The organism is Fodinibius roseus, from assembly GCF_900129315.1.
Classification (GTDB): domain Bacteria; phylum Bacteroidota; class Rhodothermia; order Balneolales; family Balneolaceae; genus Fodinibius; species Fodinibius roseus.
Window position 1 is genome coordinate 34,123 of record NZ_FQUS01000001.1, and the last position, 23,189, is coordinate 57,311.

Annotated in this window: 17 protein-coding genes; 12 read left to right on the top strand and 5 right to left on the bottom strand. The window is 50.4% G+C overall.

What is annotated here, in order from left to right; all coding sequences use genetic code 11:
* Positions 1-131: 131 nt before the first annotated feature.
* From BUB16_RS00160 to BUB16_RS00185, 6 genes are all read left to right on the top strand, one after another.
* The gene (locus tag BUB16_RS00160) at positions 132-683 is read left to right on the top strand and encodes a sulfotransferase family protein (protein ID WP_073058802.1); all 552 of its coding nucleotides are present in this window, start codon (positions 132-134) and stop codon (positions 681-683) included.
* A 72-nt stretch (positions 684-755) separates the two neighbouring features.
* Entirely contained in the window at positions 756-1,085 is a 330-nt protein-coding gene (locus BUB16_RS00165) for a hypothetical protein (protein WP_139240123.1), read from the top strand.
* 127 nt (positions 1,086-1,212) lie between these two features.
* Complete coding sequence (locus BUB16_RS00170) at positions 1,213-2,841, top strand: Ig-like domain-containing domain (RefSeq protein WP_073058804.1); 1,629 nt, start codon at positions 1,213-1,215, stop codon at positions 2,839-2,841.
* Between the two features lie 262 nt (positions 2,842-3,103).
* Positions 3,104-5,704: a bifunctional lysylphosphatidylglycerol flippase/synthetase MprF gene (mprF, locus tag BUB16_RS00175; RefSeq protein ID WP_073058805.1), complete on the top strand. Its 2,601-nt coding sequence runs from the start codon at positions 3,104-3,106 to the stop codon at positions 5,702-5,704.
* Between the two features lie 443 nt (positions 5,705-6,147).
* Positions 6,148-9,666 carry a methylmalonyl-CoA mutase family protein gene (locus BUB16_RS00180; RefSeq protein WP_084087953.1) on the top strand — a complete coding sequence of 1,173 codons (3,519 nt, stop codon included), beginning with the start codon at positions 6,148-6,150 and terminating at the stop codon, positions 9,664-9,666.
* Between the two features lie 200 nt (positions 9,667-9,866).
* Positions 9,867-10,712, top strand: coding sequence for a carboxylesterase family protein (locus BUB16_RS00185; protein WP_073058806.1), 846 nt, complete (start codon positions 9,867-9,869; stop codon positions 10,710-10,712).
* A 97-nt stretch (positions 10,713-10,809) separates the two neighbouring features.
* Here BUB16_RS00185 and BUB16_RS00195 read toward each other — a convergent pair whose 3' ends face one another.
* Positions 10,810-11,541, bottom strand: coding sequence for an SIMPL domain-containing protein (locus tag BUB16_RS00195; RefSeq protein WP_084087913.1), 732 nt, complete (start codon positions 11,539-11,541; stop codon positions 10,810-10,812).
* 379 nt (positions 11,542-11,920) lie between these two features.
* On the opposite strand from BUB16_RS00195, the gene BUB16_RS00200 reads away from it, so the two are divergent.
* Complete coding sequence (locus tag BUB16_RS00200; protein WP_073058807.1) at positions 11,921-12,571, top strand: 7-carboxy-7-deazaguanine synthase QueE; 651 nt, start codon at positions 11,921-11,923, stop codon at positions 12,569-12,571.
* 103 nt (positions 12,572-12,674) lie between these two features.
* On the top strand, positions 12,675-13,397 hold the full coding sequence (locus BUB16_RS00205; protein WP_139240124.1) for an SDR family NAD(P)-dependent oxidoreductase: 723 nt from the start codon (positions 12,675-12,677) through the stop codon (positions 13,395-13,397).
* A 327-nt stretch (positions 13,398-13,724) separates the two neighbouring features.
* Here the strand turns inward: BUB16_RS00205 and BUB16_RS00210 are convergent, their stop codons facing one another.
* The 3 genes from BUB16_RS00210 to BUB16_RS00220 all read right to left on the bottom strand — a co-directional run bounded on the left by BUB16_RS00210 (position 13,725) and on the right by BUB16_RS00220 (position 17,489).
* Positions 13,725-14,621: a YihY/virulence factor BrkB family protein gene (locus tag BUB16_RS00210; protein ID WP_073058808.1), complete on the bottom strand. Its 897-nt coding sequence runs from the start codon at positions 14,619-14,621 to the stop codon at positions 13,725-13,727.
* A 59-nt stretch (positions 14,622-14,680) separates the two neighbouring features.
* The gene (locus tag BUB16_RS00215) at positions 14,681-16,663 is read right to left on the bottom strand and encodes an alpha-ketoacid dehydrogenase subunit alpha/beta (protein ID WP_073058809.1); all 1,983 of its coding nucleotides are present in this window, start codon (positions 16,661-16,663) and stop codon (positions 14,681-14,683) included.
* A gap of 241 nt (positions 16,664-16,904) precedes the next feature.
* Positions 16,905-17,489: an HD domain-containing protein gene (locus BUB16_RS00220; protein ID WP_073058810.1), complete on the bottom strand. Its 585-nt coding sequence runs from the start codon at positions 17,487-17,489 to the stop codon at positions 16,905-16,907.
* A gap of 411 nt (positions 17,490-17,900) precedes the next feature.
* Here BUB16_RS00220 and BUB16_RS00225 point away from each other — a divergent pair, with 411 nt between their 5' ends.
* A complete protein-coding gene (locus tag BUB16_RS00225; RefSeq protein ID WP_073058811.1) occupies positions 17,901-18,662 on the top strand; it encodes a DUF1499 domain-containing protein in 762 nt (253 codons plus the stop codon).
* Between the two features lie 20 nt (positions 18,663-18,682).
* Here BUB16_RS00225 and BUB16_RS00230 read toward each other — a convergent pair whose 3' ends face one another.
* Positions 18,683-18,958, bottom strand: coding sequence for a hypothetical protein (locus tag BUB16_RS00230; RefSeq protein WP_073058812.1), 276 nt, complete (start codon positions 18,956-18,958; stop codon positions 18,683-18,685).
* Between the two features lie 648 nt (positions 18,959-19,606).
* On the opposite strand from BUB16_RS00230, the gene BUB16_RS00235 reads away from it, so the two are divergent.
* From BUB16_RS00235 to BUB16_RS00245, 3 genes are read left to right on the top strand one after another with little or no spacing between them, the layout of a single operon-like run.
* Complete coding sequence (locus tag BUB16_RS00235) at positions 19,607-21,733, top strand: TolC family protein (RefSeq protein ID WP_073058813.1); 2,127 nt, start codon at positions 19,607-19,609, stop codon at positions 21,731-21,733.
* On the top strand, positions 21,734-22,816 hold the full coding sequence (locus tag BUB16_RS00240) for an HlyD family secretion protein (protein ID WP_073058814.1): 1,083 nt from the start codon (positions 21,734-21,736) through the stop codon (positions 22,814-22,816).
* Between the two features lie 36 nt (positions 22,817-22,852).
* Positions 22,853-23,185, top strand: a complete 333-nt coding sequence (locus tag BUB16_RS00245) for a hypothetical protein (RefSeq protein ID WP_073058815.1) — start codon at positions 22,853-22,855, stop codon at positions 23,183-23,185.
* Positions 23,186-23,189 lie beyond the last annotated feature (4 nt).

Here is a 23,189-nt window from a genome sequence, read left to right on the forward strand (position 1 = left end):
TATCATTGCATATCAGGGAGGTTATAGATTCCTCTAAGCTGCCAGATCCATACAGATATATCTGTCATGCCTATCTGTGAGGATATGCGGCTGAATCATTAGTTTTAACATTTATACTAAAAAAGGCAGTCATGTCTGAGATAAACAATATTTTTGGAATCGGCTTTTTTAAAACAGGCACGGTGAGTTTATGGCGAGCCATTGAGTATTTAGGTTTTACTGTCCAGCACGGAATGGTACCACAGGGGGAACAGATACGGATAAATTTGGCAAACTTCGTCAGTCCGTGTCTTCACGGGCTGCCCGAGGCTGATGCTTATATGGATATCGATGAGCTTCGTAATCATTTTGATCTACTGGACCGGGAGTACCCAAACAGCAAATTTATCTTGACAACCAGACCCTTTGAGGACTGGCTGGCGAGCGTTCAGGCCCAGAAGCGTAAGCGGAGATCACCTTATTACCATGCTTTTGAGTACCAGGATCCGTTGCTACTCAAGTGGCACCGTACGGCACACCATAATGCAGTGCGGGAGTACTTTGCAGATAGACCGGACGATATGCTGGAACTGAAAATATGTGAAGGTGAAGGCTGGGAGAAGCTATGTCCCTTCTTAGGAAAACCTATCCCTAACATCCCCTTCCCACATGAGAATAAGTCGCCTGAAGACTTGAAACCATAGAAAATTCACTCGCTCCATTTAGAATCACTATCTTAGAAGACAATGTACCTTAATTATGGAACAATTTTAAATATGAAGCAGATGATAAAAGTCAGCATAAAAGTGGGCTCTTTTTATTTTTTTGTCTTCTTATTATTCATTTCATGTTCAATTGAAGATCAGGAGAGAGGACGGGTTACTCATCCCAAAGAAAAATTCCTTCCGTCAGCCAAACCCTTTGTCGGTATTACTGATAAAAATCCGGATTTCAGCCAAAATGAGGCCGCCGAATATCTCCATCGCTTAAAAAGTGCAAAAAGAGCGATTAAAATAGGAGTTGAAATAGGGGGACGAGAACACCTGTTTACCAATGACTTGCTAAATTCCTCGTATCCAAGCGTAGCTATATACCATTACGACTAAGCTGGGTAGCTGTGGAATTATTTTGCCGAAGAAACGGGTTTTTCCCCGTCAAAATTATTGAGATATAAAGGCCTCCGAAAAATTTGTATCTTTGACGGGAAATAGAAAATGAAGGAATGACCATTCAGTGAATACTCATCAGATAACAGCGGTTTTAGCCCGCGCGGCCCTGGCCGTGGCGCTTCTGATCTCCGGCTGTGCCACCCCATCCTCCCCGACGGGCGGTCCGCGGGATGAAGAAGGTCCCACAATTGTCAGGACCGAACCGGAGACCGGCACCACGAATTTCAGCGAACGGAGTATCGTCTTCCATTTTTCGGAGTTCGTAGAGCGTTCCTCCCTGCCGCAGGCGATCGTGGTGGAGCCGGATATCGGCATCGAGTATGAGCTGGACTGGGGACGAAAGTCGGTGGAGGTGGTATTCACCCGGGATATTCCCGATTCCACCACACTGATCGTGACCATTGAAACGGAACTCCGGGATACGAACGGGAATGATATGGCGTCTTCGCATAAAACAGCGGTTTCGACAGGATCCGAAATTGATGAGGGCAAGCTTTTTGGCCGGGTGATTGATGCCAAAACGGGCGAAGGCAATGAAGATCAGCGTATTTTGCTCTATCGCGAGCCGGTGGACCTCACCCGGACCGCCAACTATATCGCTTCCACGGATACCAGCGGCTCCTTCCAGTTTGAATACCTGAGCCCGGGCCGGTACAAAGCTTTCTGGGTGGACGATCGCAACCGCAATAAAATATGGGAACCCGCTCAGGAGCGGGCCCAGCCCTTTAGCCGGGAGTTTATGGAACTTGCCAAAGCCGGGGAAGATACGCTGGGAACGATCTTTGTGACGGCTGTTGATACGACGAAGCCTGTGTTGCAGGGCGTGGGACTTTTTTCATCCCGGCGAATGCGAATGCGTTTCAGCGAGAATATCCAGCTGACGGACAGCTCGGCTCTTAGTGTCACGGACACCTTGGGGAATGCCCTGGCCGAAGCCGTCCCGCTCTATATACCGCCCGATGACCCTTTCGTCCTGTTTGCCCACAGCGAGCAGGCATTGTCAGAATCGCAAAGCTATTCCCTTGATATCCGGGGAATTGTGGATGAATTTGGCAACGGAGCGGCCGGGTATTCCCAGACGTTTACCGGATCGGCCCAGGAAGATACCACCATACAGCGCATTATCACCCGCAATAACCTGACCGGTTATTATCCTACCGATACGGTGGAAGTCATCTACGCCAAACCGATTGAAGCGTCGACTATAAGGGATTCCCTGAAGGTGGTCGAGGGATCGGAGCTGGTGGAGTCGTGGCAGAGGGTGGAAATACGGGATAATATATTGAAGATCGCCCCGGACAGCCTCTGGCAGGAAAACCTGGATTACGAACTGCGGATATGGGACCCCATTATTGAGGATTACCGCAAATTACAGCCCCGGATTTGGAACAGATCGCAGTTGGGTCGAATTAATATAGTGGCAGAAGACACGACGAAAGAGAACATTGTCCTGCAAATCAGGAATGAGGAATCGGATATCAGGCGGGATACGGTCTTTACCGGCGAGGCCGAAATCGGTTCGCTGCCGGCGTTCAATTATACGGTCATCGCTTACCGGGACCAAAACGGGAACGGGCAATGGGATTTTGGACAGGTTTCTCCTTTCCGGGCCCCCGAACCGTATTTCATCCAGCGGGAGGTTCCGGTGGAAGAAGGCATGACGGGTGACCTGACAATCTCGTTTTCACGGTAATTCAAGCAGCACAACCCGAATTATTCACAAAGTTGATAGTATTTACATATTACGTTATTGTTTTTAAGTCAGTAACAGGAAATCAAACATAGCTCAAATTCGGGTGTTTGCCCAAAGCTGCGAAATTTATCTGCAGGCTTCGTTAAAGCTAAAATGCCGTACTCACCGTACCAGTGTACGTTTCCGCCGTCATTTCATCTTTGCCTTGCCTGCAACCAAATTTCTTGGTGAATAATCCGGGATAACCTCTTAACGGTTTTTGATGAAGAAGATTCTCAAAAAATTAACGCCGTTTATCAGCATTATTTTTTTCGGCTTTGCCCTGTGGTACCTGGACCAGGAGCTCCGGCATTACCAGATCTCTGAGATCACCGCTCAGCTCTCGGAAATTCCGAATCTTTATATCCTGATTTCCCTGATCCTCTCGTTTTTGAGTTACGTCATTTTGACCGGCTACGATGCGCTGGGACTGGAGTATATCGGGGAGCGGTTGGAAGCGGGTAAAATCATACGGGCAGGCTATGTGGGCTATGCGTTCAGTCATAATATGGGGATGGCGCTTCTCACCGGGGGATCGATCCGGTACCGGATTTACTCGGCCTGGGGCTTTTCGGGCATGCAGGTGACCCAGATTGTCGGCTTTAGTGCTTTTACGCTCTGGATCGGCTTCTGTGCGGTAGGGGGACTGGCGCTCCTGTTTGCCACCCCTGAGATGCCCGGCGAGGTGGTGGTCCCCTACCTGTCGTTTCGGGTCCTGGGCATGTTGTTGCTGCTGATGGTCGTGGGATATGTCTGGGCCAGCGCGAAAGTACGGAAAGAGCTCACCTATAACGATTGGTCCTTCACCTTTCCTGATCTGAAACTGGCGGTGAAGCAGGTAGCGATTGCTTCGGTCGACTGGCTGATGGCGGCCGCGGTCCTGTATGTGCTGCTCCCGGAGGGGGAAATCAGTTTTTTTAGTTTTGTGGGCATCTTCCTGCTCGCCCAGATAGCGGGACTTTTCAGCCAGGTGCCCGGGGGACTGGGGGTCTTTGAATCGGTCATGCTGCTCTACCTGTCCAACTTTATGCCGGCCTCACAGGTGCTCGGCATTTTAGTGGTCTATCGCATTATTTATTACATTCTTCCCCTGCTGGTGGCGCTGATCGTGCTGGGCTACCAGGAGTACCAGGTGAACCGGGAGGCGGTTCAACAACTGGGCGAAAAAGCGACGGACTGGGTGCCCCGTGTGGTGCCGCAGGTCCTGAGTTTTTCAGTTTTTATCGGGGGCGCTATCCTGCTGTTCTCGGGCGCCCTGCCTTCGGAAGTGCCGAGGATGCAGTGGCTCCAGCACGCCATCCCGCTGCCGGTCATTGAGATGTCCCACTTTTTTGCAAGCCTCGTGGGGGCGGCCCTGCTGGTCCTGGCCGGCGCCCTGCAGCGCCGGGTGGATGCCGCTTATCATCTGACCGTGGGACTGCTGGTTTTCGGGATTCTTTTTTCGCTGCTGAAGGGGGCCGATTACGAGGAAGCCTCCATACTGGCTGTGATGTTAACGGCCCTGATCTTTTGCCGTCAAGAGTTCCACCGCAAAACCTCACTTTTCTCCGGCCGGTATTCCGCGCAGTGGCTGACATTGATATTTATGGTGCTCATCAGTGCGGTCTGGTTGGGAGCGTTCGCCTACCAGCATGTGGAGTATCAAAGTGATCTCTGGTGGGAATTTACCCTGACGGGCGATGCCCCGCGCTACCTGCGCGCCATGGTGGCGGCCTTTGGCTTCGCCGTCATCATCGGGTTGATCAAGCTTCTGCGTCCCAATCGTCCCGATATCTCCGCTGCCGGCAATGAGATCGACCGGGCGAAAGAAATTATCGCAGAATCGGACCGGGTGCTGAGTAACCTGGCCCTGCTCGGGGATAAGGAGCTGCTTTTCAGCGAATCCCGCCGCTCGTTTGTGATGTTCAGGAGAGAGGGACGGAGCTGGATTGTGCTGGGCGATCCCGTGGGTCCCCCGGAAGAGGCGGAAGAACTGATTTGGCAGTTCTGCGAACATTGCTCGGAGTCCCAGGCAAAACCGGTTTTTTACCAGGTGGGCAGCGATTACCTGGAGTACTATATGGACCTGGGGCTTACCTTCTTCAACATTGGGGAAGAGGGACGGGTCGACCTCACCTCGTTTAATGAAACAACTCCCGATCCTGCTATCCGGGATAACCACCGGCAGCTGTCGGAGGCCGGGTACGAGTGGGAACTGCTCCTCCCCGGACAGGTGTCCCCCTTGATTTCAACTTTGCAAAGGATTTCTGATGAAAGCCTGAAAAATCGTAAACGCAGAGAGACCGGTTTTGCCGTGGGACATTTTAATGAGCAGTACCTGAAGAACTTTCCGGTCGCCCTGGTCCGGGAAGGGGGACGTCCGGTGGCGTTCTCCAATATTTTACGAAGCGGCCACCAGGAAGAGATTTCTACCGATCTGCTGCGCTACCGGTCGCAGGTGCCTCACCGCATCATTGACTTTATGATGGTAGAGGCGATGGTGTGGGGACATGAGCAGGGATATCGATGGTTTAACCTGGGACTGGCGCCCTTTTCGGGCAGGGATGAGCACTATTTTTCCTCCCGCTGGAATACGGTGGCGAATTTTGTGTATACCTATGGCGAGAATCTCTATGGCTACAGGACGGTTCGCGCCTATAAAGAAAAATTTCACCCGGAGTGGAGTCCGAACTATCTCGTTTGTCCCGCCGGCCTGGGCATGCCGCGTACCCTCTCAAACCTTGCAAGGGTAGTCTCCGGTGGATTTTCAAATCCGCTGAGCGGCAAGATAGAGGGATCATCCCTGAAGGAGAAGGAAAAGCAGCAGGGTATCTCCGGTCCATAGGTTCAAAATGATCTTCGGCTAATAAGCTAATAAAAAATATCAGATAACCAACCGCAAGGAGCTTGCCGGATGTAGTGGACGCGACGATTTGAGCTCAATAAAAAGCTGTGAATTTCTTATCTTAACCGAACAGGCTGTTGACTGCTGAATGGTTATAGGTTAGCTATATTTCTGTACAACCTTTTCAATTCAATATTTATACAACCTGGGGCGTTAGAAAGGCAGCAGATATGGATATCTCAAGCAGCCGGAGACAGACAGGCAGGCAGGTGATCCGGCAGCTCCTGGAATCACGCTGGTCCCGGGTCCGACTCAACCCGAAAAGGGATTATCGGGACCTCAACTGATGTAAGGTATGGTTGTATGTGAATCATGATAATTTCTCGATATGAAGCTTTAAGAAAAAATCTATGCCAAAAACATGACCTATGTCTGAAGATACGATGACATCAGAAAAAACCTCCGAAACCGTTGGCGAAGGTCCCCCGGAAATCAACTCCCCCGCTGAAGTCCAGGAGAAAACCGGGGACCGTCAGGCCGATATTTATAAAGCGGAACACCCGATCCGTTTTGTGACGGCCGCCAGTCTTTTTGACGGACATGATGCCAGCATTAATATCATGCGTCGCATCCTGCAGAGCAGCGGCACCGAAGTCATTCACCTGGGACACAACCGGTCGGTGCGGGAGATCGTGAACTGCGCCATCCAGGAGGATGTGCAAGGCATTGCCGTCAGCTCGTATCAAGGGGGACATATGGAATACTTTAAGTATATGGTCGATCTGCTGGCCGAGCGCGGCGCCTCCCATATCAGGGTGTTCGGCGGCGGCGGTGGGGTCATCGTCGAAGAGGAGATCCGGGAGCTGCATGATTATGGGGTGAGCCGGATTTTCTCGGTTGAAGATGGCAGTACCATGGGATTGCAGGGGATGGTCAATCACATGCTGGAGCAGTGCGATTTTGACACAGCTGAACTGGAGGAGGTTGATGTCGGCCGGATCCGCGAGAAGGATCACAAGATCATGGGCCGTTGTATTTCGGCCCTCGAAAACGGACACAATGAGATGATCCGCTTCCGGGATGGCAAGCTGCTGGATGGACAGGGCCGCCCGGTGACCCCGCCGGAGACCGCTGCCCCCATCCCGGTCATCGGCATCACGGGCACGGGCGGGGCCGGGAAGAGCTCCCTTACCGATGAACTCATCCTTCGCTTTCTGACAGAATTTGAAAACCTGAGCATCGCCGTCATCTCCGTTGATCCCTCGAAAATACGAACCGGCGGTGCCCTGCTGGGCGACCGCATCAGGATGAACAACCTGGACCCGGACCGGGTGTATATGCGGAGCCTTGCCACCCGCGCCTCCAACCGGGCGACCAGCACCTCCGTTGCGGGAGCGATCGAAATGGGCAAAGCGGCCGGCTTCGACGTGGTCCTTGTGGAAACCAGCGGCATCGGTCAGGGGGATACGGAGATCGTCCATATTTCTGATATTTCGCTGTATGTGATGACCAGCGAATACGGGGCGGCCACCCAGCTCGAAAAAATTAACATGCTGGACCTGGCGGATCTCGTTGTGCTTAACAAGTTTGAGAAGAAAGGCTCCCTCGATGCGCTTCGGGACATTCGCAAGCAGATGAAACGAAATCGCGGGGCGTGGGACCTCGATGCGGGTGATATGCCGGTGTATCCCACTATTGCGGCCCAGTTTAATGACAAAGGGGTGAATCGCCTCTTTAAAGCGCTGGTCAATAAGATTAACGACTACTACCGGCTGGACTGGGAGCCGGCGATGTATACCAACCCGGAGCCGGCGGAGGATCTGCAGACCCAGGCGATTATCCCGGGCAAACGCCAGCGCTATCTCTCGGAAATTTCGGAAACCGTACGCGACTATCACCGGTGGACCGAAGAGCAGGTGGAGGCGGCTGACCGGCTGCACCAGGTGGAGGGGACGCTTGAGCAGGCCGCCCGGTGGGAGCCGGGAGGGGATGGAGAAGGAGAAACCGGCTTCAGGGACAAGCTTGAGAAGATGCGCGAGCACTGGCTCGGTGAGCTGGATGCCCGGTGCCGGCAGATCCTGGAGGACTGGGATGAGCGGTATGAGCAGTACCGACAGGAATATGTGGAGGTACAGATACGGGATAAAACCTTTAAAAACGAGATGTTCCGCGAGTCGCTGAGCGGACTGCAGGTCCCCCGGGTAGCCCTGCCTAAAACCCGGCACAAGGGAGAGCAGCTGAAATTCGCTCTCAAAGAAAACCTGCCGGGCTATTTCCCTTTTACCGCCGGGGTGTTTCCCTTCAAGCGCGAGGGGGAGGATCCTACCCGCATGTTTGCCGGGGAAGGGACGCCCGAGCGTACCAACAAACGGTTTCATTATCTGAGCGAGGGGATGCAGGCCGCCCGCCTTTCAACGGCCTTTGATTCGGTGACGCTGTATGGGGAAGACCCGGACCATCGTCCCGATATCTACGGAAAGATCGGGAATTCGGGGGTCAGTATCTGTACGCTGGACGATATGAAGAAGCTATATTCCGGTTTTCAGCTGACTTCCCCCAAGACGTCGGTATCCATGACGATTAATGGTCCCGCCCCGATGATTCTGGCGATGTTTATGAATGCCGCGGTCGACCAGGAAGTGGAGCGATACCTGAAGGAAAAGGGGCAGTGGGAGGAGGCCCGCCAAAAAATTCAAAAGCATTTCGATGAACGGGGCACGGCTCCCCCGCAGTACCGGGACGAGCTGCCCGGGACCAGTGACGGACTGGGACTGGGACTGCTGGGGATCTCCGGCGACCGGCTGGTCGATGAGCAGACGTATCAGCGCATCAGGGAGGAGACGCTCTCGGTGGTGCGGGGCACCGTTCAGGCGGATATCCTCAAAGAGGACCAGGCCCAGAACACCTGTATTTTCTCCACGGAGTTTGCCCTGAAGATGATGGGAGACATCCAGCAGTATTTTACGGATCAGGAGGTGCGTAATTACTATTCGGTATCCATATCGGGCTATCATATTGCGGAGGCGGGGGCCAATCCGATCACGCAGGCGGCGTTCACGCTGGCCAACGGTTTTACCTACGTGGAATACTATCTCTCCCGCGGCATGGATATCGATACCTTTGCCCATAATTTGTCCTTCTTTTTCAGCAACGGGCTCGACCCGGAATATGCGGTGATCGGCCGGGTGGCGCGGCGCATCTGGGCGGTGGCGATGCGGGAAAAATACGGCGCGAACAAGCGCTCCCAGAAGCTGAAATACCATATTCAGACCAGCGGCCGCTCGCTGCACGCCCGGGAGATACAGTTCAACGACATCCGCACGACGCTGCAGGCACTGCTGGCTGTTTATGATAACTGCAACTCCCTGCACACCAACGCCTATGACGAGGCGATCACGACACCGACCGAGGAGTCGGTCCGCCGTGCCCTGGCCATCCAGCTGATTATCAACAAGGAGATGGGGACGGCCAGGAATGAGAATATCAACCAGGGCTCCTATTTTATCGAGGAGATGACCGATCTGGTGGAGGAGGCGATACTCTCCGAATTCGATCGTCTCACGGAACGGGGGGGCGTCCTCGGGGCGATGGAGCACATGTACCAGCGGGGCAAGATACAGGATGAAAGCCTGCGTTATGAATCCAAAAAACACAGCGGAGAGCTTCCCATTGTCGGGGTGAATACGTTCCGAAGTGAAAAGGGTGAGCACGCTGAAGAGGACAAAGAAGTGGATCTCATCCGCTCTACTACGGAAGAGAAGGAGCAGCAGATCGACAGCCTGCAGTCCTTCCGCGACCGTAATGAAGAGGAAGCGGCAAAGGCCTTGGCACGGCTTAAACAGGTGGCCCGGGAGGACGGCAACATCTTTGAAGAACTGATGGAGACCGTCAAGGTGGCTTCATTGGGACAAGTAACCGGTGCCCTGTATGAAGTGGGCGGGAAGTACCGCCGGAATATGTAGGGTGGTGGGATAGATAGTCTGTTCCCCCAATGCTTTCCACTTATTTGGACAGGACTATAAGTTATGGAGCCACCGGGGTTTCAGTTGAGCTAAAACGGCTGGGTCGTGTCTCCCCTTGGTGGAGGGAATAACAGCAGCGACGCTGGGTCGGCCTAAACGTTAATATGGATTTTTTAATCATAATGAATGACAGATGAACAATGATTGTAAAAAGAGTATTTTTTTGGGGATTGTTGCTACTAATAGTCAGCTTTCCCGCTGTTTCCATGGCCCAGATTACCGATTTTAAGGCCCATACCTATGAGAACGGGGAGGGCAATGAGCTCAATTATCGCATGCTCAAGCCCGCCGGCTACGATTCGAGCAAGTCCTACCCGCTGGTGCTGTTCCTGCACGGGGCCGGGGAGCGCGGCAGCGATAACTTCAGTCAGCTCAAATGGGGCGTCCATCATTTTGCGGACCCCGGTTTCAGGGAACAATATCCCGCTTTTGTGGTGGCACCCCAGGTTCCGGAAGACGAGTACTGGTCCTGGCTCAACCTGGACCGTGATTCTACTTCTGCTTCTTCATTTGTGGCTCCCATGCGCGAGACGCCCACCCGGCCGATGCAGCTGACGATCGAGCTGCTCGACCAGCTGCAGGAGGAGTATGCGGTAGATGCGGATCGGCTATATGTGACGGGCCTGTCGATGGGAGGATTCGGAACGTTTGCCCTGATCGAACGATTTCCCGGCAAGTTTGCCGCAGCGGTACCGATCTGCGGGGGAGGGGATGCCGCCCGCGCTTTTTTGCTGAAAGAGATGCCTATCTGGGTTTTTCACGGGACAGAGGATCAGGCGGTGGATGTCCGGTACTCGCGGACGATGGTCGAGGCGATACAGCTGGCGGGTGGGAGCCCGGGATATACCGAGTACCCGGATGCGGGACATGTTGAGGCCTGGGTTCAGGCCTACCGCGATCCGACGCTCTATGAGTGGATGTTCAGCAAAAGCAAGCAGGAAAGGAAGGAAAAGGGGAGTTCTCCAAATTATAATGACAAAGAATAACCAAGATGCCTGCATGGACGCTGCATACCGAATTTAAATTTGATGCCGCTCATTTTCTGGAGGATTATGATGGGAAATACGGGCGCATGCATGTTCCTTATTCGGCAAGATAATACTCGATGGTAGAAACGACCCGGACGGTCTTGCGAATCTGTTTCTCCTCCTGAAGCATCGGGGCCTTATCCCGGGCAAGAATGACGAAGACCCCCTGGTTGGCACTGCGGATGCCGTTTAATTCGCTGCCCGAATCACGCGCAAACTGCTCGGCGGATCCCCGGGCATTTTTGGTGGCTTCTGCAATCATTTCCGGCTTAAGCTCCGTCAGCCCGTTGAACAGGTAGGTAGGTCCCCCGCCGGAGTACTGGCTGTTGATGATCACGCCTGCCTCTACCAGGTCACCGATATCCTGGCTGGCCTCATCGATCTTTTCCACATCCTCGGACCGAACCATCAGGGTCTGTTCAAGGATAAAACGATTTTCGTACGGACCCGACTGGTACGATTGGGCGGTACGGTCCGTAACTTCAAGGTTCTGCAGCTCGATAGCCTCCGATGCAATACCGTGATCTTCCAAGAAGGACTGGATATTATTTTGATCCTGCCTGATTTTACGCTGTACGGCATCGAGGTTGTTTCCGGCCGCGACAAACCGGATCGGCCACAGGGCTATATCCGCCATCACGTCCCGTTCAGATACGCCTTTGACGGTGACATAGCGGTCGCCGCTTCGGGCTTCCACAAACCCATCGCCGATGAACCAGCCGCCGAGCGCTATACCGGTGGCCACGAATAGGGCAAAAATGAGATTGTTTTGAGAAGTGGTACGCATGATGTTGAACGCTTTTATGGGTTGAACTGACGAATAGCCACAGGGTTACCGGCCGTTGTATTTCATGCTTATGATAGCAAGGATCCTTCATAAAGACAAGATGTGATTTAACGCGACGACCGTACTTCTAACCGGAAGGGTATAGATCGCAAATCGAAATGGGTCACTCTGCTGCAAAAAATAAAAAATCCTAACCGGCGAAGAAGAGATTGCTGTGTGGCTTAATGAATATCCGAAACAGTGCCGCCCTGGCTTCGCCCACAAGAGATCCGGCCACCCGATTGGCGGGTGCAGAATTATAGATATGCATTTACGGTTCTAATTATCTTAAATAATGGCTATTTTTAGACGCACAGATCATTAAGGCAAAACTTGTTACATGTTTAAATCACGGGACCAACTGGAAGCGCTCATTGTTACGGATGAAATGAATGCGGTGGAATACCCGCTTATGGAGGATTTCTATACCATCCAGGGCGAAGGTGCGCACAGCGGACGCCCGGCCTACTTTATTCGTACGGCGGGCTGTGACGTCAACTGCTGGTGGTGCGACGTCAGGGAAAGCTGGGATGAAGACGCCCATCCCCGCGAGACGGTGGGCAATATCGTAGAACGAGCTAAGGACAGCGGGGCGGAATTCGCCGTTATTACGGGGGGAGAGCCGCTGCTGCATGATCTGGACCCGATGACGTTTAAACTGAAACAGGCTGGAATACAAACGCACATCGAAACGAGCGGATCCTCCCCTTTGTCCGGCTACCTGGATTGGATTACCCTTTCCCCGAAGCGTTTTAAGGAGCCCATCGACGATATTTTTCCCTATGTGGATGAGCTAAAAGTGGTGGTACTGACCCGTAAAGATCTGGAATGGGCCGAGAAGAACGCCGAAAAGTGTCCGGAAAGCACCCAGCTTTTACTCCAGCCTGAATGGGAAAAGGAGGGAGCCGTGGAGCTGATCATCGACTATGTGAAGGAACATCCCGAATGGGGCATCAGCTTGCAGACGCATAAATTTATGGGTGTCCGGTAGCAGGTTCGTTATCGGGCCTGCTGATTCCTGTTCGTGTGTTCCCGGTTACACCAAATACCCAGCATTCAATCAACCAACTCCAACTCACCTGAATTTTACACTTTTGTCTTCTCAGGAAACTCATTCTGTTGTCATTACCGGGGCAAGCCGGGGAATCGGTCGCCGGATCGCCTTAGCCTTTGCACGGGAGACCGGCTACGCCCTACTTTTGACCGCCCGCACGAAATCAGATCTGGAGGATACCAAAACGCTCTGCGGCAAAGCCGGGGACAACAGGGTGGTGGTCATGGCCTGCAACGCCGCCGATCCCCGGGCGGTTCAAAAATGTTCGTTGCCCGATGATTTTCCCGCTGCAAAATTTGTGATCAATAATGCCGGTTACTTTTTGCTGAAACCGCTGGAAAAAACGACTCACGAGGAATTCAGCGGACAGATCGAATCGAACCTGTATTCGGCGGTGAATATAACCAACCGCTTTTTAGATGATCTGAAAAGCAAGTCCCACGGACTTGTCATCAACATCTGCTCGGAAGGAGCGGTAGAGGGGCGCCGCGAAAGCGGAGCCTATGCCACCTCGAAACATGCGCTGCTGGGATATACGCGTTCGCTCCGGAAGGAGCTGATGGATACGGAAATAGGGGTGACGGCCATCAATCTGGGACAGACGCAGTCGAGCTCGTGGGAGGGATCACTCGTTGACCGCGATCTGCTTATCGATCCGGACGATGTGGCTGAAATAATCCTGAATTTGACGCGCCTGTCACCGCGAACAGTCGTTGAGGAGATGCTGGTAAAGCCGCAACATGGACGGGTGCCTCCTATGTAGTGGGGAGTTGTTCCTTTTGGCTTGATCCAAAAGGAACTAAAAAATCAAGGCTGAATAAATGATGCTGGCGTTCCCTGCGCCTCCACTAAAATCATTTAACTCGTCCCTTCCGCTCCTCAAACAGAAATGATTTTTACGCTCCGGCTCCGGTCACTCATTTCAGCACCATTTATTAGGCCGGGATAGATTTATCCCTCCGCCTTGCGTCCGCCACCCGGGGCCCTGACTTTTCAAGGCCGTATCTATTCGTTTTCCTAATTGATCAACTGATTCCCAAAATTGAGGATAGTATGTTCTTTTGAAAATTTCAAAAAGCCCTATCTCCATTTACTCGATCTCCTTTATTTCGTATCGGACGGCGTGTTTGTCGGGTTTCAGGTCATCGTTATTTTGTTCGGCACAGACCTTCACCAGGCAAAAGCCGTAATACAGAAGAAATGACGCATAGAAAATAAATAACAAGACCAGGATCATGGAAGCGGAGGAACCGTAGATGGTATTCAGGTTTCCCGCAGCAAGGACTTTGCCCAAAATGAATTGCCCTATAAAAGCTAAAACGGTGGTAATAAATGACCCTGTCCAGACCGGTCGCCAGGGTAATTGCATATCGGGTAGATACTTGTACACGATGGCCAGCCAGATCGTAAACAAGGCCATTGAAAATATCATATCCAGGATGAATACGATTGCGGAATTGATGTTCAGTAGATTAACAAAATGATCTCCTGCAAAGTTAATGACAGCGTCGATGATAAAAGTGGCGAGCAATAATAATCCGCCGACAAAGATGATAACCAAAAACAGGCCCCTGTTTTTGAGAAAAAAAGGGAGGCTGGGATTTTTTAGTCTGACCTGCAGAATTTGATTAAATGAATTGTGTACAACGTTGAACAAGGTCGTTACTATAAAAATGAGAAAAATGAGTATTCCTGCCGTGGTAAAAAATCCCTCCTGCATGTCCTGAATATTAGCCAGGGTATTGGCTAAGTAGTTTGCTGTTTTACCGCCGAGCATTTCCTGCAACGTATTGAAAATTTCCTCTTTCAGGGGCTGTACCTGAAAGGCTACGCCCAGGAATTCCAGCAAAAGTACAATGAGAGGAATCAGTGAAAACATGGCAAAAAAAGCGGTGGCGGAGCTTAACCGCAGGGGATCGTTTTTCTGCAATGCGGCGTAAGCCTGCTTCAGCAGATCCCAGAACCATTTTATTTTTCCTTGCTTCATCGGGCTCCTCAAAAAGAATAATTAATCCATTTCTCTGAATAGATAGACATGCGCATGATCTAATACCTCAATAGGTTCTCCAGTGTTTCCTCCAGGCGCGCGTCGGCCAAATATTCTTTTTCCAGGTCGGGATGAAAAGGGACGGGCATATCCAGCGAGGAGCAGCGCATGACGGGGGCATCCAGCAGTTCGAAGCATTGTTCAGTGATGAGTGAGGCAAGCTCACTCATCGGTCCGAGCGTTGTCGAGGGCTCCTGCAGCAACAGCACCCTGTTGGTTTTGGCAACAGATTTTTTTACTGTTTCCAGGTCCAGGGGTGCCAGCGTGCGCAGGTCCACAATTTCTATTGCTGTGTTTTGCTCAGCATACCGGTCGGCGGTATCCCGTGCCCAGTGTACCCCCATTCCATAGGTAATAATGGAGGCATCGGTGCCTTCCCGGCGAACTTTCGCCTGTCCCAGTTGCTCTGGAATACAATGATCCGGCACCTCCCCGCGGATACTCCGGTAAAGCTTTTTGTGCTCAAAAAAGAGCACGGGGTTGGGATCGTGAAGGGCGCTGTAGAACAGGTTTTGGGCATCTTCCACGGTGGAGGGCACCACTATTTTAAGCCCGGGATGCTGCATAAACCAGCCTTCCGGCGACTGTGAATGATAGGGTCCGGCCCCGACCCCTGCCCCGTGCGGCGCCCGGATCGTGATATTCAGCGGAGGCATCCAGCGGTAGGGACCTTTTGCAATATTGTTAATGATCTGGTTAAACCCACAGGAGATAAAATCGGCAAACTGCATTTCCACGACCGGCTTAAATCCCTCCAGGGCCAGTCCCACCGCACAGCCCAGGGCCCCGGCCTCAATAATGGGGGTATTCCGGATGCGGTCCCTGCCAAACTGTTCCACAAAGCCTTCGGTCACCTTAAAGACCCCGCCGTATTCCGCGATATCCTGTCCCATGATGAGAAAGTCTTCATCCTCTTCAAACGCCTGTTGAAGCGAGAGTCGGATGGCGTCCACAAAGCGTCTTTCGGAGGAAGTGGAGGGGGAGGGCCTTTCAGGAAAGTCAGCCGGGGCAAAGATACGCTGTTCGTGCTCCCTGCGGTCGAAGACCGGGTCATCTGCTTTCAGGGCACGTTCCAGTTCCGGGAGAAAGGTGGCGTCCACTTTCTCCCGGACAGCATCCAGCTCGTCATTGCCGGAGACGATCTCATTATCCAGTAACCATCGTTCCATCCGGTCGAGAGGATCTTTTTTCGCCCACTCCTCAACTTTTTCATCCGGCACATAAAATGTGCCGGAGGCTTCCTCATGTCCCCGCATCCGAAACGTCTTGGCTTCTATAAGCGTAGGTTGTCCGCCAAGCGCCAGTTTCCGGGCTTTGGCAACCGCTTTCATCACGTCAAAAATATTGTTGCCGTCAACTTTTGCCCCGCCCATGCCGTACCCCCAGGCCCGGTCCACCAAGTCCTCGCAGGCATATTGCTCCTCCGTCGGGGTGGACAGCCCGTAGCCGTTGTTTTCGATGATGAAGATGACGGGCAGCTCCCAGACAGCGGCCAGGTTCAGTGCCTCGTGGAATTCGCCTTCGCTGGTGGCGCCGTCCCCGCAGAAGCTGCAGGCGACATACCCGCTGCCGCGGAGCTTCGAAGCGAGAGCGAGTCCGTCGGCCACCGGCATCGTAGCGGCCAGGTGCGAGATCATGCCCACAATGCGTTTTTCCGGGATGCCAAAATGAAACGAGCGATCACGTCCCCCGGTATAGCCATCCGCCTTGCCCAGCCACTGGCAAAACAGCCTGTACAAATCGACTCCCCGCGTGGTAAAAAGTCCCAAATTCCGGTGCATCGGCAGCAGGTAATCTTCCTCCCTAAGCGCCGAGGCCACCCCCACGGCAATAGCTTCCTGTCCGATGCCCGAAAACCATTTGCTGATCCTGTTCTGTCGGAGCAGCTTGAGCATACGCTCTTCTATGCGGCGGGGGAGCACCAGGTTGTTATAAAGCTCGAGGGCCTGGCGCCTGGAGAATGTTTTGTGAGCCTGAATCATGAAATTATTGGAGATAGACGGTCCGTTATCCTTTTTTACTGGTCTCAAACATGGGCCAGTTATAAGTGAAATGCAAGGCCGAAACAGGTACGGTATTTCCCTGACTGTCGGCTGATCTACAAACAATCGCTGGACTTCACTCTGCCAAACCAATCCATCTTCGGCCATGTTAACAGAATTCATTCCGACGGCCTGTTACTTCCAAGTGCCTTCAAAGTGGGTTAAAATGCTTCTAAAAAACTTATGGCTCCCCGTTATTTGTTCGTTTGGCGAGGTCTTCCGTGTCCTGGTCGAGAATCCTGCGTATGTCCGAAATAACCGGGTGGTCGGAGGTATACTCCTGCCCGTACTCCAGGTTGAAAGCGTAGTCGAAATCGGGGGGATTATCACCCTGGTTGTGCTGGATAATGGTTTCCAGCTTATCCAGTGCTTTGGCCGTCCTTGCCTCCGGGGTGGAAGCCTGCTCATATTCATCCCATAATTCAAGGATTTCACTACGAAGGGATTCGGATAAGGGACGCAGAAGCTGAAGCAGGTCCCGCCGCTCAGCTGCTGACTTATCCGTCGAGGCGGACTGCTGCGGAGCGGGAATGTCGCCGTTGATCGCTTCACCGAGATCGTGGACAAGGCCTATTTTGATGACGCGGCACATATCCACTTCCGGGAAAGCTTGTTCGAAGGTCATGGCCATGAGACAGAGGCGCCAGCTGTGTTCGGCTACGCTCTCAACCCGGCCGGTCGACGTATAGCTGGAACGGAGGGTATTCTTGAGCTGCTCCGCATCGCGCAGGAAATCGAGTATGTCAATGATTTCAGATGAGTTCATGAGTGCAAATAGTTTCTCGGGATAAACGGGTTACTATTTCATATTAGGCGTTGTGCGGTTAGTTTACAAATAACCTTGCGTTGCCCGCAAGATCTAAAAGCATTGGTTTTGCTACTTATATTGACAGGGATCCACCCCGTTGACACGCTGTCAGCGCAGTTTTTACGCTAACTGCACGACGGATTAAATATAATTAGCATTGCAATTGATTGTCTGAACAGAGTACGTAAAGTAACGCATTTCACCGGATGAACGTTTGGTCCGTTATCGTGCCGGCCCGTCCCCGGGCTGAAAACCGTTTCCCCTGTTCTTGAGAACCTGAAGATCAGCTTGTCATTGTGATGGAAAACATGTTGATTACAGGTATACAGGTAGCACAAACGAATACATGTTAAAAAACAGGGAGAAGCGATGAAGAAAAACAGGATATCAAGGTGGGCATTGTTCAGCATGATCTTTGGAATCGCAGCTGTGCTTGTATTGCTGCTGTCAGGATACGGCTACCAGTGGAACTGGTGGGAACTGGGAGTGGCCTTTTCCTGGCTGTTGCCTGCGAGTGCGGTCCTGGCACTGATCGGGCTCGCTCTGGCTTTGGTGTATCTGTTTGCCCGGTGGAAGGGGGGTGCGAATCTCTCCGCCAAAACGGTGACAGCCGGAGTAGTGCTGGGGCTGGCCGTACTGGTCACGGTGGGCTACTGGTTTTACCAGGCCCAGCAGTATCCGCCAATTCACGATATCTCCACGGACATTGACAATCCTCCGGAATTCCGGGGGATTGTCCCGCTGCGGGCGGAGGCCTCCAACGATACCACCTATGGAGACCGGGAGAAGGCGGATACGCAGCGCGAGCACTACCCGGATATTCAGACGCTTTACCTGGAGGAGGAGTACCCGGAGGCATTTGACCGTGCGCTGGAGGCGGCCCGGCAGATGCCGTGGGAGCAGATCGTGACGTCGGATAAAGAGCAGGGGCTGATCGAAGCGTTCGACAAGCTTCCCTGGTTCGGATTTATCGATGACGTGGTGATCCGCGTTGATACGGCCGAGACCCGCGGAAGAAGCAAAATTGACGTGCGCTCGGTCTCGCGAATAGGCAGGGGCGATATAGGCGTGAATGCCCACCGTATCCGGGAGTACCTGGAAGTCGTTCGCAATATGAGAGACAATGAGTGATTCGGGCTGAATACAGACTTCTACACTGTTTGCATATTCATATCATGCATCATGCTTGTGAAAGTGCCGAAGATCAGGAACATCAGCAAGAGGTAAAAAATGATGCCGATGGCTATCCAGATCAGGCCCGCCCGGGCAAAATTCTTCTTGGTTGGGTTGGGTTCGCTGCCAAAAGCCCAGATACAGAGTATAATGATATTGACGAAGGGAATACTGAACAGGAATAAATATAATACCCATTCGCCCACTGAAATTATCGATTGCTGATCCCGGGAGGTAACCTCTTGATTGTCCATGTATGAACTGTATAGGTTTATAAAATGATTAAGCTTGTATTTTAGTGCCAATGTCTTGCGGTTAATTTAGCAACATATTACCGGTTTGCAAACCGGGTGGAGGTGTCGGAACCCCATCTGTTTTACCTCCTGACCCTAAAAAATTGAATAAATACTCTCTTCTCGATATGGCAGGAACGCTGAAAGACGTTGTTGATAACAGGGAAGATGCTTTTACATTTTTTTAGAGTCTTATACGGGAACGAAAAATAAGGTCATTAATAACAGAAGAAATTTAAAATAGTGTTCATTTATTTTTATATCTGGAAAAGATGACCTAATCCTGCAAACCCGGGTTAAATAAAATTGCTATTAACTTGGGTAGAAATCCGTATATTGGATATAGTCTGAAAGACATCTTGTTTGTTAAAAGATTCAATATTTATACTTTTCAGACCTTATCAGGGCAGTATTACCTTTGAGAATATGACTCGGATCGGTCATTTTTAAATTATAATTTCATATATTTTGTAAATATATTGTTATTTAATGATTATAGGCATGATTACATCATGTTGATATAGAGCTCTGAGATCTCATTTTATAATTCCTATCATAAATCTGTGGCTGTAAAAAATATTGGTTAGATCGAGAACGTCTCGATTTAGAATGATCAAAAAAGATCATATGGTCAATCGACGGTTATTTCTTTACGTATTATTACTGTTTTTTGCTATACCTGTTTCTCTGCTTGCCCAGGCAGAGCAAAGTTCTTTGCGTGGGGATCCTGTCCTTCAGGAATTAATTTCGGAATTGGATTCCTTGATTTCTGCAAAATCACCCCGTATTCCCGCTGGGGAAGCGAATTATTACAAGGGATTACAGAAGTTGTTTATTAGCGGAGAGATGGCAGCTGGTGATGACTCAAATCCACGATTGGATGAAATATCAGCTGAACAGCAGCGATTTTCCAATGATTATGGGCTGAGCGTTAATTGGAGTTATTTAAATAATATTGAGCAGGGAATATTTTCAGGGGGCGATATTTTTTATAACAAACGCCTCTCTACAGGACTGGAATGGGACATCCTGGGGAATGGCTTATTGAGTAACAGAAGCAGGGCTGCAGAACTGGAAGTGGAAAAGGAGTTAGCCGAAGGGCAGTTAAAGCAGTCCAATGCAGATGAAAAATATACGATACTCCACAAAAAGATACGGTATCTCTTTACCAGGAGCAAAGCAGCATTTATTAATGAATATCTTGATGCTGTTTCCGTCAATTTAGAAGTGCTTCACCGGCTGCATTACAGGGACCTGTTGCCCTGGAGGGAAGTACTTAAACTAAGCTCTTTAAAAGCGCAGCTGGAGCACAGGCTGGATACGTACCAGGCGGTTGAAAAGCAACTCGCCGGTGCAGAGGATAAGGAATACCTTTCAGACGGTACCCCGGAAGTGATGAATTTAGCAGTTCCGGATCTTGATATTGAACTGTTTCTGAAAAAGGTGCGAGATTTTCATGAAGATATTCAGCTGAGTGAAGATAAGCTTCATAAACTTGACTATAGTTTCTTATCGGATATCTCGTTTTCTGTCTCGGCTCAGTACAATATATACGATAATTTGTATGATCGGCCGGAAAATGAAGCGGTGGGAGGCCGGGAATATTTTTCGACCACTTTTAATGTTTCCTTTCCGCTCCCTTTGAATATGGGAAGCAAAAAGAAATTAGCGGAAGCCCGAAAACGCAGAATTGTACAAGATCAAAAAGATCAGCGCAGGAATACATTTGATGAGATCACGAATCATTTTTTAGAATATCAGCAGCAGAAACAGCGATACCTGGAATTATATGAAACGTATTTAATGCACGAGGAAGAGATCAGGAATCAGCAGGCGTTTAGAAAGTTGGGCAGCTCTGATTTCAGTATTCGCAAATTAACGAATGCGATGATTGCCCGCTATGGGGCCGTTCTGGATCTAATCGAAGTCAAGCAGCAGCTTTTTTTGAAGCTGGTTAATCTCGATTCTTATTTACCGGCCGAGGGAATTCAACAGTTCGTAAGAGAATCCCACATTGAAAATTACGGTCAAAAAACCAGAAGCAAAGCAGATCATATATATATCTGGGCGTCCGCATTTGCGGAAACAAATAACCAAAAATTACTAAAAGATCTGAAAAGACAGGGGTTCAGCCATCTTTTTTTATCTGTCGGACCCGATACATCGTTGTATGAGAAGGCAAAGACCTTTAACCAGTTGGCATCGAAACAGGGCATTACTGCCGAAATGCTTATTGGTAACAATCAGCTGGTCCATTATGAAAGCCGGGAGGATGAATTTCGCCAACTTGCTAATCGCGCAAAAGCATTACAGTTTGACGGTCTTCACCTGGATGTGGAGCCCCATACGTTTGATGATTGGGACTCGAACAGAGAACAGTACTTGCGCGATTATGTACGTATGCTTGAAGCCGTGCGGGCATCACTGGATGATATCCCCTTAAAGCTAAGTATTTCCATACCCCACTTTTATGATTCTATAATTTCAGATTTAGTTCAGTATGCCGATAAAATAGTGGTTATGGTGTACAAAACCACAGATGTAAATGATCTGCTGGATAGAACAGAAGTGGAGAGGAAGATATTAACGGATCGTCTGGCTGTTGCACTACGCGCCGGCGATTTTGGCAATCAGCGTGAATTGAATCGTTTTGTGCGCGAAATAGCTTCGACAACTGATATACAGGCATTTGTTTTGCACGACTATCGTGCTTTCAAAGAATTAAAGAAGAAGTAGATGAAAAGCGAATATTTTAAAAAAGGAAGTCAGTCCTCTACCATCAGAGGCACCCGGGAGAAAAAGCAGCCCCAGAGTAAAAATTGGGATAAGATAATCTATCTGTCTTTTGTTGCGGTGATACTTTTTGCCATTCTATATGTCGTTTTTTTTAATACCTTTTTTGTAACGGGGGAAGGGGTTGCCGTTGTGGATAATGTTGATATTAAAGCCCCCAACGATATTTACGTGGAAAATTATTTTAAGGGACATGGTGAACAGGTACAAAGAGGCGATTCTCTTTTTTCTTACGCATCAATGGATTGGACAAAAAGAATAGAAAAAGTGAATAAACTGGGGGAGAAGGCCAGTGAGCTGGAAAACGAGCGGAGCGATGTTGAAGATGAAATCTATTTGAAGAATCGAGTGATACGCCTGGCCCAGGACAGAATTGACTTTTTTGAGGAAAAACAGGCGGAGATCCGCCAGAAAGTTGAGCTCGATTTGGTATCGAGTACGGAATTGTCTGCTATAGAGCGGGATTTATTCGAAGAACGCAGCCGACTTGAGGAAATAGAAACGGAATTGAAGGTATTAGAGAATCAAAAGGATCGTCTTGACCGGCGCATAAGTCAGTTACAGAATGATCTCCGGGAAGGAGTTGGAGATCAGCTTGTACAGGTGTATAATTCCCCGGTAGACGGTACGGTGACGGAAATTTATGAATCAAATAGCAAGCAAATATTCAGGTCTGACCGAGTGATGAGAATTAAGCCTGAACAGTCAGATCCCCATATCGTATCATTCTTTCCACGAGAGGATGTTGAGTATCTGGAGATAGGCATGGTACTCTCCATTGATTTTGACAACGGGGAAAAAAGCGAAGGAGTCGTTCGGGATATCTACGATGCCCGGGAAGATATTATTGAACACTTTGAGCAGACCGGAAATTTAATCCTTGAACATGTAATTGTCGAGTTGATTCCTATTGACAGCAGTGCCGCCCGGCAATGGTCGGAATACAATAGAATGGGCCTACAGGCTTCCCGAACGAAGTATGGTATTTTAGGACTGGATACGGAAGATGTGGATATTCACCAGTAAAACCTTATTCCATTAACGTTTTATGAATTTGATATAATGATAAAGAATAGCCAGGACCAACAATTAATCCACGATGATCTTACTTTTTTAAAGGCGGACCCGCTTGCGTCATTTGATATGAAGTGGCTGGAAGACGGGGAGGTGGATGGCGTCATCATTGAGTATCGAAAGGACCTGAGTGTATTAGAGTTAATCAATGACATCAGGTCTCATAACAATAGGGAAGTGTACCTGATGCCGGTCTTTCTCTATAAGATCCATGGACAGACGAATCCTGCGATTTCTCAGCTGGCGGACGGTGAAATTACGAATCTGTCGAATCTCAACCCGATAGCTGATATAACCAAAAAAATTAAGAGCCGGTTGTAGCAGA

What these genes read in the sequence shown, in the direction of transcription:
- BUB16_RS00160 (WP_073058802.1), top strand. Translation starts at nt 132, where the DNA reads ATGTCTGAGATAAACAATATTTTTGGAATCGGCTTTTTTAAAACAGGC.
- BUB16_RS00165 (WP_139240123.1), top strand. Translation starts at nt 756, where the DNA reads ATGAAGCAGATGATAAAAGTCAGCATAAAAGTGGGCTCTTTTTATTTT.
- mprF (WP_073058805.1), top strand. Translation starts at nt 3,104, where the DNA reads ATGAAGAAGATTCTCAAAAAATTAACGCCGTTTATCAGCATTATTTTT.
- BUB16_RS00180 (WP_084087953.1), top strand. Translation starts at nt 6,148, where the DNA reads ATGACATCAGAAAAAACCTCCGAAACCGTTGGCGAAGGTCCCCCGGAA.
- BUB16_RS00185 (WP_073058806.1), top strand. Translation starts at nt 9,867, where the DNA reads ATGATTGTAAAAAGAGTATTTTTTTGGGGATTGTTGCTACTAATAGTC.
- BUB16_RS00195 (WP_084087913.1), bottom strand. Translation starts at nt 11,541, where the DNA reads ATGCGTACCACTTCTCAAAACAATCTCATTTTTGCCCTATTCGTGGCC.
- BUB16_RS00200 (WP_073058807.1), top strand. Translation starts at nt 11,921, where the DNA reads ATGTTTAAATCACGGGACCAACTGGAAGCGCTCATTGTTACGGATGAA.
- BUB16_RS00210 (WP_073058808.1), bottom strand. Translation starts at nt 14,621, where the DNA reads ATGAAGCAAGGAAAAATAAAATGGTTCTGGGATCTGCTGAAGCAGGCT.
- BUB16_RS00215 (WP_073058809.1), bottom strand. Translation starts at nt 16,663, where the DNA reads ATGATTCAGGCTCACAAAACATTCTCCAGGCGCCAGGCCCTCGAGCTT.
- BUB16_RS00220 (WP_073058810.1), bottom strand. Translation starts at nt 17,489, where the DNA reads ATGAACTCATCTGAAATCATTGACATACTCGATTTCCTGCGCGATGCG.
- BUB16_RS00225 (WP_073058811.1), top strand. Translation starts at nt 17,901, where the DNA reads ATGAAGAAAAACAGGATATCAAGGTGGGCATTGTTCAGCATGATCTTT.
- BUB16_RS00230 (WP_073058812.1), bottom strand. Translation starts at nt 18,958, where the DNA reads ATGGACAATCAAGAGGTTACCTCCCGGGATCAGCAATCGATAATTTCA.
- BUB16_RS00235 (WP_073058813.1), top strand. Translation starts at nt 19,607, where the DNA reads ATGATCAAAAAAGATCATATGGTCAATCGACGGTTATTTCTTTACGTA.
- BUB16_RS00240 (WP_073058814.1), top strand. Translation starts at nt 21,734, where the DNA reads ATGAAAAGCGAATATTTTAAAAAAGGAAGTCAGTCCTCTACCATCAGA.
- BUB16_RS00245 (WP_073058815.1), top strand. Translation starts at nt 22,853, where the DNA reads ATGATAAAGAATAGCCAGGACCAACAATTAATCCACGATGATCTTACT.